Origin of the sequence: Pseudomonas sp. NFPP24 (genome assembly GCF_900112095.1) — a bacterium.
GTDB lineage: Bacteria > Pseudomonadota > Gammaproteobacteria > Pseudomonadales > Pseudomonadaceae > Aquipseudomonas > Aquipseudomonas extremorientalis.
The window spans coordinates 157,727-175,167 of sequence record NZ_FOKD01000006.1 but is presented as its reverse complement, the minus strand read 5'-3'; the positions used below and the strand labels follow the sequence as shown (position 1 = coordinate 175,167).

At 62.1% G+C, this 17,441-nt stretch carries 15 protein-coding genes and 1 other RNA gene; 14 read left to right on the top strand and 2 right to left on the bottom strand.

Annotated elements, in window-relative coordinates:
• Window positions 1-11 precede the first annotated feature (11 nt).
• On the bottom strand, window positions 12-383 hold the full coding sequence (locus BM026_RS14730; RefSeq protein ID WP_093119777.1) for a YraN family protein: 372 nt from the start codon (window positions 381-383) through the stop codon (window positions 12-14).
• Window positions 383-2,194: a penicillin-binding protein activator gene (locus tag BM026_RS14725; RefSeq protein WP_071491180.1), complete on the bottom strand. Its 1,812-nt coding sequence runs from the start codon at window positions 2,192-2,194 to the stop codon at window positions 383-385. The genes BM026_RS14730 and BM026_RS14725 overlap by 1 nt, the downstream gene beginning before the upstream one ends.
• 176 nt (window positions 2,195-2,370) lie before the next feature.
• Between BM026_RS14725 and rsmI the strand changes: the two genes are divergently transcribed.
• The 14 genes from rsmI to BM026_RS14655 all read left to right on the top strand — a co-directional run bounded on the left by rsmI (window position 2,371) and on the right by BM026_RS14655 (window position 17,438).
• On the top strand, window positions 2,371-3,276 hold the full coding sequence (gene rsmI / locus BM026_RS14720) for a 16S rRNA (cytidine(1402)-2'-O)-methyltransferase (protein ID WP_175507949.1): 906 nt from the start codon (window positions 2,371-2,373) through the stop codon (window positions 3,274-3,276).
• A gap of 96 nt (window positions 3,277-3,372) precedes the next feature.
• Window positions 3,373-3,726, top strand: an RNA gene (gene rnpB, locus BM026_RS14715) — RNase P RNA component class A.
• A gap of 354 nt (window positions 3,727-4,080) precedes the next feature.
• Window positions 4,081-4,536, top strand: coding sequence for a division/cell wall cluster transcriptional repressor MraZ (gene mraZ / locus BM026_RS14710; protein WP_004371993.1), 456 nt, complete (start codon window positions 4,081-4,083; stop codon window positions 4,534-4,536).
• Window positions 4,533-5,480 (top strand): 16S rRNA (cytosine(1402)-N(4))-methyltransferase RsmH, encoded by a 948-nt coding sequence (gene rsmH, locus BM026_RS14705; protein ID WP_010213048.1) that lies wholly within the window; start codon window positions 4,533-4,535, stop codon window positions 5,478-5,480. Before mraZ ends, rsmH begins: the two co-directional genes overlap by 4 nt.
• On the top strand, window positions 5,477-5,770 hold the full coding sequence (gene ftsL, locus BM026_RS14700) for a cell division protein FtsL (RefSeq protein WP_010213047.1): 294 nt from the start codon (window positions 5,477-5,479) through the stop codon (window positions 5,768-5,770). The genes rsmH and ftsL overlap by 4 nt, the downstream gene beginning before the upstream one ends.
• The gene (locus BM026_RS14695) at window positions 5,770-7,512 is read left to right on the top strand and encodes a peptidoglycan D,D-transpeptidase FtsI family protein (protein WP_165447909.1); all 1,743 of its coding nucleotides are present in this window, start codon (window positions 5,770-5,772) and stop codon (window positions 7,510-7,512) included. The genes ftsL and BM026_RS14695 overlap by 1 nt, the downstream gene beginning before the upstream one ends.
• Window positions 7,512-8,975: a UDP-N-acetylmuramoyl-L-alanyl-D-glutamate--2,6-diaminopimelate ligase gene (locus tag BM026_RS14690; protein ID WP_071491181.1), complete on the top strand. Its 1,464-nt coding sequence runs from the start codon at window positions 7,512-7,514 to the stop codon at window positions 8,973-8,975. The genes BM026_RS14695 and BM026_RS14690 overlap by 1 nt, the downstream gene beginning before the upstream one ends.
• Window positions 8,968-10,338 (top strand): UDP-N-acetylmuramoyl-tripeptide--D-alanyl-D-alanine ligase, encoded by a 1,371-nt coding sequence (gene murF, locus BM026_RS14685; RefSeq protein ID WP_093512455.1) that lies wholly within the window; start codon window positions 8,968-8,970, stop codon window positions 10,336-10,338. Before BM026_RS14690 ends, murF begins: the two co-directional genes overlap by 8 nt.
• Window positions 10,338-11,420: a phospho-N-acetylmuramoyl-pentapeptide-transferase gene (gene mraY, locus BM026_RS14680; protein WP_071491183.1), complete on the top strand. Its 1,083-nt coding sequence runs from the start codon at window positions 10,338-10,340 to the stop codon at window positions 11,418-11,420. The genes murF and mraY overlap by 1 nt, the downstream gene beginning before the upstream one ends.
• A 6-nt stretch (window positions 11,421-11,426) precedes the next feature.
• Window positions 11,427-12,773, top strand: a complete 1,347-nt coding sequence (gene murD, locus BM026_RS14675; RefSeq protein WP_071491184.1) for a UDP-N-acetylmuramoyl-L-alanine--D-glutamate ligase — start codon at window positions 11,427-11,429, stop codon at window positions 12,771-12,773.
• Window positions 12,770-13,987 (top strand): putative lipid II flippase FtsW, encoded by a 1,218-nt coding sequence (gene ftsW, locus BM026_RS14670; protein ID WP_053254470.1) that lies wholly within the window; start codon window positions 12,770-12,772, stop codon window positions 13,985-13,987. Before murD ends, ftsW begins: the two co-directional genes overlap by 4 nt.
• Entirely contained in the window at window positions 13,977-15,047 is a 1,071-nt protein-coding gene (gene murG, locus BM026_RS14665) for an undecaprenyldiphospho-muramoylpentapeptide beta-N-acetylglucosaminyltransferase (RefSeq protein ID WP_093529149.1), read from the top strand. Before ftsW ends, murG begins: the two co-directional genes overlap by 11 nt.
• Window positions 15,040-16,485, top strand: coding sequence for a UDP-N-acetylmuramate--L-alanine ligase (gene murC, locus BM026_RS14660; protein WP_071491186.1), 1,446 nt, complete (start codon window positions 15,040-15,042; stop codon window positions 16,483-16,485). Before murG ends, murC begins: the two co-directional genes overlap by 8 nt.
• On the top strand, window positions 16,482-17,438 hold the full coding sequence (locus tag BM026_RS14655) for a D-alanine--D-alanine ligase (RefSeq protein WP_092240786.1): 957 nt from the start codon (window positions 16,482-16,484) through the stop codon (window positions 17,436-17,438). Before murC ends, BM026_RS14655 begins: the two co-directional genes overlap by 4 nt.
• Window positions 17,439-17,441: the final 3 nt, after the last annotated feature.

Genomic DNA, 17,441 nt, shown 5'->3' with positions numbered 1-17,441 from the left:
TGTCCGGCGAATCAGCTGTCGAAGGCATTCTTGAGCCAGTTCAGATCAGCCTGACCAGACGGTGTGCTTTCTATGGCAACCACATCGAAACGGCAGGGGGCGTCGGCCCAGCGATGCTCTTTTTGCAGGAAAAACTGCGCGGCGAGTATCAGCTTCTGACGCTTGCGCCCGTCGATACTGGCGAGCGCGCCACCCCATTGTGCGTGTTTTCTGTAGCGGACTTCGACGAATACTACTGTATCGCCGTCAAGCATGACCAGATCAAGCTCACCGCGTTTACATAACCAGTTCTGCGCCAGCAGGCGCAGACCTTGTTGTTGCAAATACTCCAGGGCTTGCAGTTCGGCGTCCTTGCCGCTTTGTGCAGTGGACCGCTCGGGCATCAGCGCGGAGTGTCCGGCAGGCGCTGGATCTCGCCACCGACAAACTTGGCCCAAGGCATCTGGCGATCAACGCGCTGGTTGGCGCTGATACCCAGGTTGCCCGACAGGCCGTCGACACGGGTGTCTGGCAGCGCCTTGAGTTGCCCCAGGCGCGGCGCCAGGCGGTAGGCGTCGACGCCCATCGCGTACAGGCGGCCGAGGCTGCCATTGGCTTGTGGCCATTGTGCGGCTACCTGGTTGCGCAGTGGGTCGGTAGTGTTGAGCAACCAGGGCGTTTCGCAAAACATCACGTTGGTCATGTCCAGGTACTGGTTCTTGTCGCCGCTGGCGCTGAACACGTGGGACGTGGCGTATACCGGCACGTCGCCGGCATATTGGAAGTTCAGGGTCGGCTTGATCTGCTGGGCCAGTTGCGGTGTCACGGCCAGGAAGATGAACTCGATGTCCTGGCGACGCGACGGCTGCGCAGCGACATCAGTGCCGACGGTGCTTTGCAGGCTCTTGGCGCGGCCTTCGCTTTTGCGCAGCTGGAACAGATCGGCAATTTGCTGGGCGAGGGCGACGGGCTGATCGACATACTCAACCCCCATGACCTGGCCGCCATTGGCTTCCCAGTCCTGGCGGAAGGCTTTGTAGACACGCTCACCCCATTCGCCACGCGGAACCATGGCAGCCGCGCGATGCAGGCCGTCGGCACGGGCGCGGCGCGACACTTCGCGGGCTTCGTCTTCAGCGGCCAGGCCGAACTGGAACAGTTGCGCCGGGCTGCGATCAGTCTCGCTGTAGTTCAACGCCAGGGTGGTGATCGGCAATTGCGGGCGGGCACTGAGCTGTTTGACCAAAGGCTTCTCCAGCGGGCCGACCACCAATTGCACACCGGCGGCCTGGGCCTTGGCGTAGAAGTCGTCGAGGGAGGTCAGGCGTGAGCTGTCATAGAATTCGATGACCGGCGGCTTCTGCCCGGCTTGTTCGGCCTGGTAGTGCGCCGCCATGAAACCTTCACGCAGCGCTTTGCCGACGGAGGCCAGCGGGCCGTCCTGTGGCAGCAGCAAGGCGATCTTGTTCAGAGGCTGGCTGGCCAGTTCCTTGAGCTTGGTCAGCGGCGTTGGCAATTGCACGGCAGCCGGGTGGCCCGGATTCTGTGCGCGCCAGGTGTCGATGGCCGCCTGTTGCTGCTCCAGCGTACCGGCGCCCTTGACCGACTGGGCCAGGGTGATCCAACCATCCAGCACCGGATTGCCGCTGGCTTGCAGCTGTTCGGCCGGCACGGCGGCAATCAAGGCCCAGATGGCTTCGTGGTTGTTGTTGGCGGCATCACCCGTGAGCAGTGGGGCCATGGCGACACGTTCCCGGGCGGCAGCCAGGGTCTGGCCGTCGGCTTCATAAGCGCGGGCGTGTACGCTGGCGGTGCGGATCTGCTGTTCGGGCGGCAGGTCCTTCAGGTTTTGCAGGCTCGGGTGGCTCAAGGCAGTCAGCGCCGCCTTGGGCTGGTTGCGCGTCATGGCCAGTTCGGCAGCCAGGGTGCTGGCAAATACTTGCGCGGCGGGCTTGAGGACATCCAGGGGCACTTGCGCAAGAATCTGCGACGAACGCCCAGGGTTGTTCTGCTTGTAGGCCATGTCTGCCGCACTCAGGCGCAGCAACGCAGCCTTTTCTGGCGTCTTGGCGGTAGTGGCCTGTTCGAGCAGTTGCTCGATACTGGCGTCCGGGGTCCGTGGAAGGTCGCCAAGGCTGGACGAGGGCGAGCTGGCGCACGCGGCCAATAAGGCAGCGAGGCAGAGGGCGGAGAGCAGCCGCAGGCAAGCGATCATGTAAGTGTTCCTGATACCGATCAAATTAGCGTGGAATTGTACCCAAGCACTGGCCCAGGCGCGATGTTACTGGCGTGAAACCGTCGAATTAGGTCGTGCAAATGTTGCAACTGGCGTTAAATGGCTGAAAAGGCATCGGCGGTGATGGCATATTTTCAAGGCGCCTACGCGCTACAATGTCGCTTTTGCCAACCATCGAGGTGTGCGTTTTGACTGCTCCAGGTCCTTTGAATTCCACTGCAGGCTCGCTTTTTGTCGTGGCGACGCCCATTGGCAACCTGGACGACATCAGTGCGCGGGCACTGAAAATGTTGCGCGAGGTTAAATTGATCGCGGCGGAGGACACACGGCACTCCCAGCGTTTGATGCAGCATTTTGGTATCAGCACGCCATTAGCCGCGTGCCACGAACACAACGAGCGCGAAGAAGGCAGCCGCTTTATCGTGCGGCTGCTGGCCGGCGACGATGTGGCGCTGATCTCCGACGCGGGTACACCCCTGATCTCCGACCCTGGCTACCATCTGGTGCGCCAGGCGCGGGCCGCTGGTATCAATGTAGTGCCTGTTCCGGGAGCGTGCGCGCTGATTGTGGCATTGTCGGCGGCGGGTCTGCCGTCCGACCGTTTTATTTTCGAGGGTTTCCTGCCGGCCAAGGCCGTTGGGCGACGTGCGCGGCTGCAAGCGTTAAAGGAAGAGTCGCGCACCTTGATCTTCTATGAAGCCCCCCATCGCATCCTCGAATGCCTGCAGGACATGGAGCTGGTATTTGGCGGTGCGCGCCTGGCACTGCTGGCCCGTGAGCTGACCAAGACCTTCGAAACCCTCAAAGGTCTGCCGCTGGAAGAGTTGCGTGCGTTTGTCGAAGGTGACAGCAATCAGCAGCGCGGCGAGTGTGTGGTGCTGGTCGCAGGCTGGACCGCGCCTGAGGACGAAGATGCGGTGGGCAGCGAGGCCATGCGCATCCTGGACCTGCTGCTCAAGGAGATGCCCCTCAAGCGTGCGGCCGCCCTGGCGGCGGAAATCACCGGGGTGCGCAAGAACCTCTTGTATCAAGCGGCGCTGGATAAACAAAAAGGCGAATAGTTCCAGGGTTAAAGCGGTATTCCGTCTGAACGTGATGGCAATTCTGAACTTTTATTACTTGTCCTAAGTCCGTCGTGCCGTTAACCTGCGCGGCGGAGAGTCGATTGGACAGTCGCTGCCCTCTATGAAAATTAGGGGGGGGAGGAAAGTCCGGGCTCCATAGGGCGAAGTGCCAGGTAATGCCTGGGAGGCGTGAGCCTACGGAAAGTGCCACAGAAAATAACCGCCTAAGCACTTCGGTGCCGGTAAGGGTGAAAAGGTGCGGTAAGAGCGCACCGCACGACTGGCAACAGTTCGTGGCTAGGTAAACCCCACTTGGAGCAAGACCAAATAGGGTCCCAAGGCGTGGCCCGCGCTGGGACCGGGTAGGTTGCTAAAGATGTCCAGTGATGGCCATCGTAGACGAATGACTGTTCAAGACAGAACCCGGCTTATAGATCGACTCTCCACCTTTTTCCTTCTGTCCGAATCTCGAGCAGAAACCCGGTAGTAACGCAAGAATCCCTCCCTGCCGAATCATTGGCAGATGCGTCTTCGTAATACCAAAAAAATCTTACTCTTAATAAATTACTTTAACTTTAGCCTATAGCTCTTTGAGCTATTTGCGCTTGTTGGGCCAAAAACATCCCCGAACTCTGTTTTCTCCTCCCTTTACGCTCCTAAATCTCCGTTCTGTAAGGCTTTTCCTTGAATCCGCGCCTTGACGGTGTGGTGGGCGCATTCCTATAGTGTGCGCAAGTGGCGGAAAGTGGCACAAAGTGGGTTTTTTGAACGTAAAACGCTAAAATTTGGAGAAACGCATCTGTGTTTCGCGGAGCTAACGCTATCAGTCTCGATGCAAAAGGCCGTCTCGCCATGCCGAGCCGGTATCGTGACGAGCTCATTTCGCGAAGTTCCGGGCAGTTGATCATCACTATCGATGCCGTTGACCCTTGTTTGTGTGTTTACCCGCTCGATGAGTGGGAGTTGATTGAAACCAAATTGCGCGCCCTGCCTTCATTGCGTGAAGAGAACCGCCGCCTGCAGCGTTTGCTGATTGGTAACGCCGTCGACCTCGAGCTCGATGGCAGCGGTCGTTTCCTGGTGCCGCCGCGCTTGCGTGAGTACGCCAGGCTCGACAAGCGCGCAATGCTGGTCGGCCAACTGAACAAGTTCCAATTGTGGGACGAAGATGCCTGGGATGCTGTTTCTGCAGCTGACCTGGCTGCTATTCAACAACCGGGCGCCATGCCTGATGAACTGCGTGATTTGATCCTGTGACTATTGATAGCGGCTTTAACCACATCACCGTACTGCTTGACGAAGCCGTTGAGGCTCTCGCCGTACGCGCGGATGGCTGCTATCTGGACGGCACGTTCGGCAGGGGCGGGCATAGCCGGTTGATCCTCAGCCAGCTCGGGCCCGACGGCAAACTCCTCGGGTTCGACAAGGACCCCCAAGCGATTGCCACCGGGCAAGCGCTAGCGGCCGAAGACGGCCGCTTTGTCGTTGTGCAGCGCAGCTTTGCCGAGCTGGGTGCCGAAGTGGCCGAGCGCGGCATGGCGGGCAAGGTAGCCGGGGTTTTGCTCGACCTGGGCGTGTCCTCGCCGCAGCTCGACGACCCGGAGCGCGGCTTCAGCTTCATGAACGACGGTCCGCTCGACATGCGCATGGACCCGACCCGTGGCGTCAGCGCTGCGCAGTTCATCGCCACCGCGCCAGTGGAAGAAATCGCCCGTGTGTTCAAGGAATACGGTGAGGAGCGCTTCGCTGGCCGCATGGCCCGCGCCGTGGTCGAGCGTCGTGAAATCCAGCCGTTCGAGCGCACTGCCGACCTGGCCGAAGTACTGAAAGTCGCCAACCCAGCGTGGGAAAAGGGCAAGAACCCGGCGACCCGTGCGTTCCAGGGCCTGCGTATTCACGTCAACAACGAGTTGGGCGACCTGGAGGCCGGCCTCGAGGCTGCTCTCGAGGCGCTGGAAGTGGGCGGTCGCCTGGTGGTGATCAGCTTCCACTCTCTGGAAGACCGCATCGTCAAGTTGTTCATGCGTCGCCTGGTCAAGGGTGAGTCCGACAACCTGCCGCGCAACCTGCCGGTACGTTTCGAAGCCTTTGTGCCGAAAATCAAAATCCATGGCAAGGCGCAGTTCGCGTCCGAAGCTGAGCTCAAGGCCAACCCACGTTCCCGTAGCGCTGTCATGCGTGTCGCGGAGAAGTTGCGGTGAGCAAGCTTTTCGCCAAGCCCCTCCCGGGCGGCAGCTTCTTTATGTTGCTGCTGTTTGTCGGCGTGCTGATTTCCGCGATTGCGGTGTCCTACAGCGCCCACTACAACCGCCAGTTGCTCAATACCCTGTACGGGGAATTGAGTGTGCGCGACAAAGCCCAGGCGGAATGGGGCCGGTTGATCCTGGAGCAAAGCACCTGGACAGCCCATAGCCGCATTGAAGTGCTGGCGACTGAACAACTGAAAATGCACATCCCGGGCGCGGCCGAAGTCCGCATGGTGGCGCCATGATGAAACTCGAAGGCGCACTCTACCCATGGCGCTTCCGCCTGATGCTCGGCTTGCTGGCATTGATGGTGGGTGCGATCGCCTGGCGGATCATCGACCTGCAAGTGGTCGACCGTGACTTCCTGATCGGCCAGGGCGATGCCCGTAGCCTGCGTCACATCCCGATTCCGGCACACCGCGGCCTGATCACCGACCGTAACGGCGAACCGCTGGCCGTCAGTACGCCGGTCACCACGCTGTGGGCCAACGCCAAGGAGTTGCAGGTCGCCAAGGATCGCTGGCCGGCGCTTGCCGCCGCGCTGGGGCAAGACCCGAAAGCCTTGGCTGAACGCCTGGAAGCCCAGGCCAATAAAGAATTCATCTACCTGGTCCGCGGCCTAACCCCCGAACAAGGCCAGCAGGTGCTCGACCTTAAAGTCCCCGGTGTCTACGGCATCGAGGAGTTCCGTCGTTTCTACCCGGCCGGTGAAACCACCGCGCATATGGTCGGCTTTACCGACATCGACGACCACGGCCGTGAGGGTGTGGAACTCGCCTACGATGAATGGCTCGCCGGGGTTCCCGGCAAACGACAAGTCATCAAGGATCGGCGCGGCAGACTGATCAAGGATGTCCAAGTCACCAAAAACGCCAAGGCCGGTAAGCCCTTGGCGTTGTCGATTGACCTGCGCCTGCAATACCTGGCCAACCGCGAGTTGCGTAACGCGATCATCGAGAACGGCGCCAAGGCCGGCAGCCTGGTGATCATGGACGTCAAGACCGGCGAGATCCTCGCCATGGTCAACCAGCCGACCTACAACCCCAACAACCGTCGCAACCTGCAGCCGGCGATGATGCGCAACCGAGCGATGATCGACGTGTTCGAGCCGGGCTCGACCATGAAAGCCATCTCCATGAGTGCCGCCCTCGAAACCGGACGCTGGAAACCCAGCGACAAGGTCGAGGTGTATCCGGGTACGTTGCAGCTGGGCAAGTACACCATTCGTGACGTGTCCCGTACCGAAGGCCCGGTGCTGGATCTGACAGGTATCCTGATCAACTCCAGTAACGTAGGCATGAGCAAGGTCGCCTTCGATATCGGCGGCGAGACCATTTATCACCTGGCGCAGAAGATCGGTCTGGGCCAGCCCACCGGCCTGGATTTCCCCGGTGAGCGCGTCGGCAACCTGCCGAACTACCGCGACTGGAAAAAGGCCGAGACCGCCACGCTTTCCTACGGCTACGGCTTGTCGGTGACGGCGATCCAACTGGCCCATGCTTTCTCTGTATTGGCAAATAATGGGCGCATGGTTCCGCTGAGCCTGATCCATGTCGACGAAGCGCCGAAAGCCACCCAGGTGATACCGGAAAACGTCGCCAAGACCATGCAAGGCATGCTGCAACAAGTGATCGAAGCGCCACGCGGCGTATTCCGTGCCCAGGTGCCGGCGTATCACGTAGCCGGCAAGTCGGGTACTGCGCGTAAAACGTCGGTGGGTACCAAGGGCTACGCGGAAAATTCGTACCGTTCGTTGTTCGCCGGTTTCGGCCCGATGAGCGATCCACGCTACGCCATCGTGGTGGTGATCGATGAGCCGAGCAAAGCCGGTTACTTCGGTGGCCTGGTCTCGGCGCCGGTGTTCAGCAAAGTGATGTCCGGCACCCTGCGCCTGATGAACATCACGCCGGACAACCTGCCGCCGACCCAACAAGCGAACGCCGGTCCACCGGCCGCTGCTGTAAAAGCCAATGGAGGGCGCGGCTGATGTCTCTTAGCCTGAACAAGATTTTTGCCCACGCCGGCCGCGATCTTCTGATCCGTGAATTGAGCCTGGACAGTCGCAATGTGCGCGCCGGTGACCTGTTCCTGGCGGTGCCGGGTGGCAAGTTCGATGGCCGTGCACATATTGCGGACGCCCTGCAACGTGGCGCGGCTGCCGTGGCCTACGAAGTGGAAGGCGCAACCGTGTTGCCGATCACCGATGTTCCGCTGATTCCGGTCAAGGGGCTGGCCAAACAGCTCTCGGACATCGCCGGGCGTTTCTATGGCGAGCCAAGTCGACATCTCAACCTGGTTGGCGTTACCGGCACCAACGGCAAGACCAGCGTGACCCAATTGATTGCCCAGGCCCTTGACCTGCTGGGGCAACACTGCGGCATCGTCGGCACCCTGGGCACTGGTTTCTACGGCGCGCTGCAAAGCGGCCTGCACACCACGCCGAACCCGATTGCCGTGCAAGCGACCCTGGCCGACCTGAAAAAGGCCGGCGCCAAGGCGGTTGCCATGGAAGTGTCGTCCCACGGTTTGCACCAGGGTCGGGTTGCTGCCCTGGCGTTCGATGTGGCGGTGATGACCAACCTGTCCCGCGATCACCTCGACTACCACGGCACCATGGAAGCCTACGCGGCCGAGAAGGCCAAGCTGTTCGCCTGGAACGACTTGAAGTGCCGCGTGGTGAACCTGGACGACGAGTTCGGTCGCCAACTGGCCGCCGAAGAGCGTGAGTCGCGCCTGATCAGCTACAGCCTGGAAGATTCCAGCGCGTACCTGTACTGCCGCGACGCGCAATTCAATGACGAAGGCGTGCGCGCGACGCTGGTGACGCCCCAGGGCGAACATCATTTGCGCAGCACCTTGCTCGGTCGTTTCAACCTGAGCAACACCCTGGCGGCCGTCGGCGCATTGCTCGGCCTGGATTACGCCCTCGACGAAATCCTGCGTGTGCTGCCGAAGCTGGAAGGCCCGGTCGGTCGCATGCAGCGCCTGGGTGGCGGCAAACAGCCGTTGGTGGTGGTCGATTACGCCCACACGCCGGATGCCCTGGAAAAAGTCCTGGTGGCCCTGCGTCCCCACGCCAAGGGCAAGTTGTTGTGCCTGTTTGGTTGCGGCGGTGATCGTGATCGCGGCAAGCGCCCGTTGATGGCCGAGATTGTCGAGCGCCTGGCCGATGGCGTGCTCGTCACCGACGACAACCCACGCAGTGAAGACCCGAGCCAGATTTTCGACGACATCCGCGTCGGCTTCAAAGACGTGTCCAAGGCGACGTTCGTCGCCGGTCGCGGCGCAGCCATTGCCCAATTGATCGCCGGCGCCAGTGCTGACGACGTGGTGGTGCTGGCCGGTAAAGGTCACGAGGACTATCAGGAAATCAACGGCGAGCGCCATGCCTTCTCCGATCTGGTCGAGGCCGATCACGCCTTGACCGCCTGGGAGGTTGCCCATGCTTAAACCGATGACATTCAGCGAACTGGTCCAGGCCTTGTCGGCCCGTATGCTGTCGAGCGATTGCCGCTTCGACGGCGTGAGTATCGACAGCCGCAACATCAAGCCGGGGCAACTGTTTGTCGCCCTGGCGGGCCCGCGTTTCGATGGTCACGACTACCTGAATGAAGTTGCCGCCAAAGGCGCCGTGGGTGCCTTGGTGCAGCGCGAAGTCGCGGATTCCACACTGCCGCAACTGCTGGTCGCCGACACCCGTCTGGCCCTTGGTCAATTGGGTGCGTTGAACCGTGCCGGGTTCACCAACCCCGTTGCGGCCATCACGGGATCCAGCGGCAAGACCACGGTCAAGGAGTTGCTTGCCGGGGTACTGCGCACGCGCGGCCCGGTGCTTGCCACCCGTGGCAACCTGAACAATGATTTCGGCGCACCGTTGACCCTGCTCGAACTGGCCCCTGAACATACGGCGGCGGTGATCGAGCTGGGCGCATCGCGCATCGGCGAAATCGCCTACACCGTGGCGCTGACCAAGCCCCACGTGGCGATCATCAACAATGCCGGAACCGCCCACGTCGGTGAGTTCGGCGGCCCGGAAAAGATCGTCGAAGCCAAGGGTGAAATCCTCGAAGGCCTCGATGCATCCGGCACCGCTGTCTTGAATCTCGATGACAAGGCCTTCGAGACCTGGCGTGTACGCGCCGCCGGTCGCAAGGTCCTGACGTTTGCCGTGCTCAATGCTGCGGCTGATTTCCACGCATCCAACATCACCGTTGATGCCCGTGGCTGCCCGTCTTTTACCTTGCACACCCCGCAAGGCAATGAGCACGTGCAGTTGAACCTGCTGGGCAACCATAACGTCGCCAATGCCCTGGCCGCGGCCGCTGCCGCCTACGCCCTGGGCGTGTCGCTGTTCGGTATCGCCACCGGGCTTGGCGCGGTGCAGCCGGTCAAGGGCCGTACCGTGGCGCAGCTGGCAACCAATGGCATGCGCGTGATCGATGACACTTACAACGCCAACCAGTCCTCGGTCTGCGCCGCCATCGACCTGCTTAAAGGCTTCGATGGCCGCAAGGTACTGGTGCTGGGCGACATCGCCGAGCTGGGCGACTGGGCCGAACAGTCCCACCGTGAAGTCGGTGCCTACGCGACCGGCAAAGTCGACGCGCTGTACGCCGTCGGCCCGAACATGGCTCACGCTGTCAACGCGTTCGGCCCCGGCGCGCTGCATTTCGCGACCCAGGCCGAGCTGATCCAGGCGCTGGCGGCGGCTGAACACGACAAACACACAACCATTTTGATCAAGGGATCGCGCAGCGCGGTGATGGAAAACGTCGTCGCGGCCTTGTGTGGCTCAAGTACGGAGAAACATTAATGCTGCTGCTGCTGGCTGAGTATCTGCAACAGTTCCACAAAGGCTTCGCGGTCTTCCAGTACCTGACCCTGCGCGGGATCCTGGGTGTGCTGACCGCGTTGTGTTTGTCGCTGTTCCTGGGGCCGTGGATGATCCGCACCCTGCAGAACCTGCAAATTGGTCAATCGGTTCGTAATGACGGCCCGCAGTCGCACCTGTCCAAGTCCGGCACACCGACCATGGGCGGTGCGCTGATCCTGTCGTCCATCGGCATCAGCACCTTGCTGTGGGCTGACCTGCACAACCGCTATGTGTGGGTGGTGCTCTTGGTGACCCTGTTGTTCGGCGCCATCGGTTGGGTGGACGACTACCGCAAGGTGATCGAGAAAAACTCCAAGGGGCTGCCAAGCCGCTGGAAGTATTTCTGGCAGTCGGTGTTTGGCCTCGCTGCGGCGATCTTCCTCTACACCACTGCGCCAAGCGCGGTGGAGACGACCCTGATCATCCCGATGCTCAAGGACGCCAGCATTCCCCTGGGTATCGGCTTCGTGGTGCTGACCTACTTCGTGATTGTCGGCTCCAGCAACGCAGTGAACCTCACCGACGGCCTCGACGGCCTGGCGATCATGCCGACGGTGATGGTGGGCGGCGCGCTCGGCATCTTCTGCTACCTGTCGGGTAACGTGAAATTCGCTGAATACCTGCTGATTCCTTATGTACCGGGCGCGGGTGAACTGATTGTGTTCTGCGGCGCACTGATCGGTGCCGGCCTGGGCTTCCTGTGGTTCAACACCTACCCGGCGCAAGTGTTCATGGGCGACGTCGGCGCCCTGGCGCTGGGCGCGGCCCTCGGCACCATCGCGGTGATCGTGCGCCAGGAAATCGTGCTGTTCATCATGGGCGGTGTGTTCGTGATGGAAACCCTGTCGGTGGTCATCCAGGTGGCGTCCTTCAAATTGACCGGGCGTCGTGTGTTCCGCATGGCGCCGATTCACCACCACTTTGAACTCAAGGGCTGGCCCGAGCCACGCGTGATCGTCCGCTTCTGGATCATCACGGTGATCCTGGTGCTGATCGGCCTTGCCACCCTGAAACTGAGGTAGAAACGAGTGTCCCTGATCGCTTCAGACCACTTCCGCATCGTTGTCGGCCTCGGCAAGAGCGGCATGTCCCTGGTTCGCTTCCTGGCGAACCGCGGCACGTCGTTTGCCGTGGCCGATACGCGGGAAAATCCACCGGAGCTGGTCACGCTGCGCCGTGACTACCCGCACGTGGAAGTGCGTTGTGGCGAGCTGGATGTCGAGTTTCTGTGCCGTGCCGATGAGCTCTACGTGAGCCCCGGCCTGGCCCTGGCGACCCCGGCCCTGCAAGCCGCCGCTGCCCGTGGCGTGAAGCTGTCCGGCGATATCGACCTGTTCGCCCGTAATGCGAAGGCGCCGATCGTGGCCATCAGCGGCTCCAACGCGAAAAGCACCGTGACCACCCTGGTCGGCGAGATGGCGGCTGCGGCCGGCAAGCGCGTGGCTGTGGGCGGCAACCTCGGTACACCCGCGCTGGACCTGCTCAGTGACGACATCGAGTTGTACGTGATGGAGCTGTCGAGCTTCCAGCTGGAAACCACCCACGACCTCGGCGCCGAAGTGGCGACCGTGTTGAACGTGAGCGAGGACCACATGGACCGCTACAGCGGCCTGCCGGCTTACCACCTGGCCAAGCATCGGATCTTCCGTGGTGCGCGGCAAGTCGTGGTCAACCGCCAGGATGCCCTGAGCCGTCCGCTGATGGGCGAGGGCCTGCCCTGCTGGACCTTCGGCCTCGGCAAACCCGATTTCAAAGCCTTCGGCATCCGCGAAGAGAACGGCGAGAAATACCTGGCCTTCGAATTCCAGAACCTGATGCCGGTGCGCGAGCTGAAAATCCGTGGCGCCCATAACCAGTCCAATGCCCTGGCGGCGTTGGCGCTGGGGCATGCCGTCGGCCTGCCGTTTGACGCCATGCTCTCGGCGCTGCGCAGCTTTGGCGGCCTTGAGCATCGCTGCCAGTGGGTGCGCGACCTTGATGGCGTCAGCTATTACAACGATTCCAAGGCCACCAACGTGGGTGCAGCCCTGGCAGCCATCGAAGGCCTTGGCGCCGATATCGACGGCAAGCTGGTGTTGATCGCCGGTGGCGACGGCAAGGGTGCCGACTTCAAGGACCTTAAAGGCCCGGTGGCTGAGCATTGCCGCGCCGTGGTGCTGATGGGCCGCGATTCCGATCTGATCGCCGCCGCTCTCGGTGACGCGGTGCCGCAAGTGCGCGCCACGTCCCTGGACGACGCCATCGCCCGTTGCAAGGCCCTGGCCCAGTCCGGCGATGCGGTGCTGTTGTCGCCAGCCTGCGCCAGTTTCGACATGTTCAAGAACTACGAAGAGCGCGGCCAGCTGTTCGCCCGCGCCGTGGAGGCCTTGGCATGAATTTCCGGAATATCATCAAGCCGTACCCATCGCCGATCATTACCGGGCGCGGTATCGACCTCGATTTCCCGATGCTCGCCGGTTGCCTCGCCTTGTTGGGCCTGGGCCTGGTGATGATTACCTCGGCGTCGTCCGAAGTGGCTGCCGTGCAGTCGGGCAATACCCTGTACATGATGATCCGTCACTTGGTGTACCTGGTGATCGGCCTCGGCGCCTGCATCGTCACCATGATGATCCCCATCGCCACCTGGCAACGCCTGGGCTGGTTGATGCTGATCGGGGCGTTCGGCTTGCTGGTCATGGTGATCCTGCCCGGCATCGGCCGCGAGGTGAATGGTTCTATGCGCTGGATCGGCTTCGGCGCGTTCAACGTGCAGCCGTCGGAAATCGCCAAGGTGTTCGTGGTGATCTACCTGGCCGGCTACCTGGTACGTCGCCAGAAAGAAGTGCGCGAAAGCTGGATGGGGTTCTTCAAGCCGTTCATCGTGCTGCTGCCCATGGCTGGCCTGCTGCTGATGGAGCCCGACTTCGGCGCCACCGTCGTGATGATGGGCGCTGCTGCGGCGATGCTGTTCCTCGGCGGCGTGGGGCTGTTCCGCTTCACCCTGATGGTGGTGCTGGCCGTGGCTGCCGTGACCGTCCTGGTGCAGGCACAACCCTACCGGATGGCGCGTCTGATCACCTTTACCGACCCCTGGTCCGACCAGTTCGGCTCCGGCTACCAGTTGACCCAGGCGCTGATCGCCTTCGGTCGCGGCGAGTGGCTGGGCGTGGGCCTGGGCAACAGTGTGCAGAAGCAGTTCTACCTGCCGGAAGCGCACACCGACTTCGTGTTCTCGGTACTGGCCGAAGAGCTCGGTGTGGTGGGTTCGCTATGCACCGTCGCGCTGTTCGTGTTCGTGTGTGTACGCGGCATGTACATCGGCCTGTGGGCCGAGAAGGCCAAACAGTATTTCGCCGCCTATGTGGCGTACGGCTTGTCGTTCCTGTGGATCGGCCAGTTCCTGATCAATATCGGTGTGAACGTCGGCCTGTTGCCGACCAAGGGCCTGACCTTGCCGTTCCTCAGTTATGGCGGCAGTTCGTTGGTGATCTGCTGCGCGTGCCTGGGCTTGTTGCTGCGCATCGAGTGGGAGAGTCGAACCCACCTGGGCAGCGAAGAGATGGAATTCAGCGAAAGCGATTTCGCCGAGGAGCCGACCCATGGGCGCTAACGTGCTGATCATGGCGGGCGGCACCGGGGGCCACGTGTTCCCGGCCCTGGCCTGCGCGCGGGAATTCCAGAACCGTGGCTACACCGTGCACTGGTTGGGCACGCCGCGCGGTATCGAAAACGAATTGGTGCCGAATGCCGGCTTGCCGCTGCACCTGATCAACGTCACCGGCCTGCGCGGCAAGGGCAAGTTGTCCCTGCTCAAGGCGCCGTTCGTGTTGCTCAAGGCGGTGTGGCAGGCGCGCAAGATCATTCGTGAACTGAAGCCGGTGTGTGTGCTCGGTTTTGGTGGCTATGTGACCGGCCCTGGTGGCGTCGCGGCCAGGCTCGCCGGTGTGCCGGTGATTGTGCACGAACAGAACGCCGTCGCCGGCACCGCCAACCGCCTGCTGGTGCCCTTGGCGGCGCGGGTGTGCGAGGCCTTTCCGAAGACCTTTGGTGCATCGGACAAGCTGCGCACCACTGGCAACCCGGTGCGCATCGAACTGTTCATGGGCATCGCCCGTGAAGCCTTGGCCGGGCGCAAGGCGCACCTGCTGGTCATGGGCGGCAGCCTGGGCTCCGAGCCTTTGAACAAATTGCTGCCGCAAGCCCTGGCGCAACTTCCTGTGGAGTTGCGCCCTGAGGTCTTCCACCAGGCGGGCAAAGATCATGGTGAAGTCACCGCCACGCGCTATCGCGAGGCCGGTGTGGAGGCGAACGTACAGCCCTTCATCAAAGACATGGCCCATGCCTATGGCTGGGCCGACCTGGTGGTCTGCCGCTCCGGTGCGCTGACCGTCAGTGAACTGGCCGCCGCCGGTCTGCCGTCGTTGCTGGTGCCTTTGCCCCACGCGATCGACGATCACCAGACCCGCAACGCTGAATATTTGGCCGGGGAGGGCGCTGCCTTCCTGCTGCCGCAAAGAACGACTGGCGCCGCCGACTTGGCCGCACGCCTGACCGAGGTATTGATGCAACCGGAACGACTCAACAGCATGGCGAGCACCGCAAGCCGCCTGGCCAAACCTGACGCAACCCGCACCGTGGTCGATATCTGCCTGGAGGTGGCCCATGGTTGAGAATCAGAAAGCCATGCCGCAACCGGAAATGCGCCGCATCCGTCGCATCCACTTCGTCGGTATCGGCGGCGTGGGCATGTGCGGCATTGCCGAAGTACTGCTGAACCTGGGCTACCAGGTGTCCGGCTCCGACTTGAAAGAGTCGCCGGTCACCGACCGCCTGAAGTCGTTCGGCGCGCAGATCTTTATCGGCCACCGTGCCGAGAACGCCGCCGAGGCCGATGTGCTGGTGGTGTCCAGCGCCGTGAACACCTCCAACCCGGAAGTGGCCACCGCCCTTGAGCGCCGCATTCCCGTGGTGCCTCGCGCCGAGATGCTGGCCGAGCTGATGCGCTATCGCCACGGCATCGCCGTCGCCGGCACCCATGGCAAAACCACTACTACCAGCCTGATTGCCTCGGTGTTCGCCGCCGGAGGCCTGGACCCGACGTTCGTCATTGGTGGCCGCCTGAATGCCGCCGGCACCAATGCCCAGCTCGGCACCAGCCGTTACCTGATCGCCGAAGCCGATGAAAGCGATGCCAGCTTCCTGCATTTGCAACCGCTGGTGGCTGTGGTCACCAACATCGACGCCGACCATATGGCGACCTACGACGGTGACTTCAACAAGCTGAAGAAAACCTTCGTCGAGTTCCTGCACAACCTGCCGTTCTACGGTCTGGCGGTGGTGTGCCTGGACGATCCGGTGGTGCGCGAAATCCTGCCGCTGGTCAAGCGTCCGACCGTGACCTACGGCTTCAGCGAAGACGCCGACGTGCGCGCCATCAATGTGCGCCAGGAAGGCATGCAAACCTTCTTCACCGTGCTGCGTCCGGACCGTGAGCCCTTGGATGTCTCGGTGAACATGCCGGGCAACCACAACGTACTCAATTCCCTGGCGACCATCTGCATCGCCACCGACGAGGGCGTCAGCGATGAAGCCATCGTCGAAGGCCTGTCGCGCTTTGCCGGCGTGGGCCGTCGCTTCCAGGTCTACGGCCAGTTGCCGGTAGAGGGCGGTGACGTGATGCTGGTGGACGACTACGGGCACCACCCGACTGAAGTCGCTGCGGTGATCAAGGCCGTGCGTGGTGGCTGGCCGGAGCGTCGCCTGGTGATGGTGTACCAGCCGCACCGCTACAGCCGTACCCGCGACCTGTACGACGATTTCGTCAATGTACTGGCCGATGCCAACGTGCTGCTGTTGATGGAAGTCTACCCGGCCGGCGAAGAGCCGATCCCGGGCGCCGACAGCCGCAAGCTGTGCAACAGCATCCGTCAGCGCGGCCAGTTGGACCCCATCTACATCGAGCGTGGCGTGGACCTGGCGCCAATCGTCAAGCCGCTGCTGCGTGCCGGCGACATCCTGCTGTGCCAGGGCGCCGGTGACATTGGTGGCCTTGCGCCGAAATTGCTGGCGAGCCCGCTGTTTGCGGCAAAAAAGGGAGCGGCGAAATGACCACTGACTACGCCTCCCTGTTTTCCACGATCACGCCTGCCGACTTCGGTCGCGTAGCCGTATTGTTCGGCGGCAAGAGCGCCGAGCGCGAAGTGTCGCTCAAGTCCGGCAACGCCGTGCTCGAAGCCTTGCAAAGTGCCGGCGTGAACGCCTTCGGTATCGACGTGGGCGATGACTTCCTCGCCCGCCTGCAGGCCGAGAAGATCGACCGCGCCTTCATCATCCTGCATGGCCGTGGCGGTGAAGACGGCAGCATGCAAGGCCTGCTGGAGTGCGCCGGCATCCCTTACACCGGCAGCGGCATCCTCGCTTCCGCGCTGGCGATGGACAAGTTGCGCACCAAGCAGGTGTGGCACAGCCTGGGCATTCCGACCCCGCGTCACAGTGTGCTGTGCAGCGAAGACGATTGTATTTCTGCAGCCAAGGAACTGGGCCTGCCTTTGATCGTCAAACCTGCCCATGAAGGCTCCAGTATCGGCATGGCCAAAGTGAACTCGGCCGCCGAATTGATCGACGCATGGAAAGCGGCAAGTACCTACGATTCGCAAGTGTTGGTGGAACAGTGGATCCAGGGTCCCGAGTACACCATCGCCACCCTGCGTGGCCAGGTATTGCCGCCCATCGCATTGGGCACGCCCCACACCTTTTACGACTACGACGCCAAGTACCTGGCTTCCGATACCCAGTACCGGATCCCATGCGGCCTTGACGCAGCCAAGGAACAGGAATTGATGGACCTCACGGCGAAAGCCTGTGAGGCGCTGGGTATCGCCGGTTGGGCGCGGGCGGACGTGATGCAGGATGACCAAGGGAATTTCTGGTTCCTGGAAGTCAACACCGCACCGGGCATGACCGACCACAGCCTGGTACCTATGGCCGCTCGCGCTGCGGGCCTGGATTTCCAGCAACTGGTGCTGGCGATCCTGGCCGCAAGCATTGAGCCACGAGGCTAAGGA

What these genes read in the sequence shown, in the direction of transcription:
- BM026_RS14730 (WP_093119777.1), bottom strand. Translation starts at nt 383, where the DNA reads ATGCCCGAGCGGTCCACTGCACAAAGCGGCAAGGACGCCGAACTGCAA.
- BM026_RS14725 (WP_071491180.1), bottom strand. Translation starts at nt 2,194, where the DNA reads ATGATCGCTTGCCTGCGGCTGCTCTCCGCCCTCTGCCTCGCTGCCTTA.
- rsmI (WP_175507949.1), top strand. Translation starts at nt 2,371, where the DNA reads ATGTCGCTTTTGCCAACCATCGAGGTGTGCGTTTTGACTGCTCCAGGT.
- BM026_RS14695 (WP_165447909.1), top strand. Translation starts at nt 5,770, where the DNA reads ATGAAACTCGAAGGCGCACTCTACCCATGGCGCTTCCGCCTGATGCTC.
- BM026_RS14690 (WP_071491181.1), top strand. Translation starts at nt 7,512, where the DNA reads ATGTCTCTTAGCCTGAACAAGATTTTTGCCCACGCCGGCCGCGATCTT.
- murF (WP_093512455.1), top strand. Translation starts at nt 8,968, where the DNA reads ATGCTTAAACCGATGACATTCAGCGAACTGGTCCAGGCCTTGTCGGCC.
- mraY (WP_071491183.1), top strand. Translation starts at nt 10,338, where the DNA reads ATGCTGCTGCTGCTGGCTGAGTATCTGCAACAGTTCCACAAAGGCTTC.
- ftsW (WP_053254470.1), top strand. Translation starts at nt 12,770, where the DNA reads ATGAATTTCCGGAATATCATCAAGCCGTACCCATCGCCGATCATTACC.
- murG (WP_093529149.1), top strand. Translation starts at nt 13,977, where the DNA reads ATGGGCGCTAACGTGCTGATCATGGCGGGCGGCACCGGGGGCCACGTG.
- murC (WP_071491186.1), top strand. Translation starts at nt 15,040, where the DNA reads ATGGTTGAGAATCAGAAAGCCATGCCGCAACCGGAAATGCGCCGCATC.
- BM026_RS14655 (WP_092240786.1), top strand. Translation starts at nt 16,482, where the DNA reads ATGACCACTGACTACGCCTCCCTGTTTTCCACGATCACGCCTGCCGAC.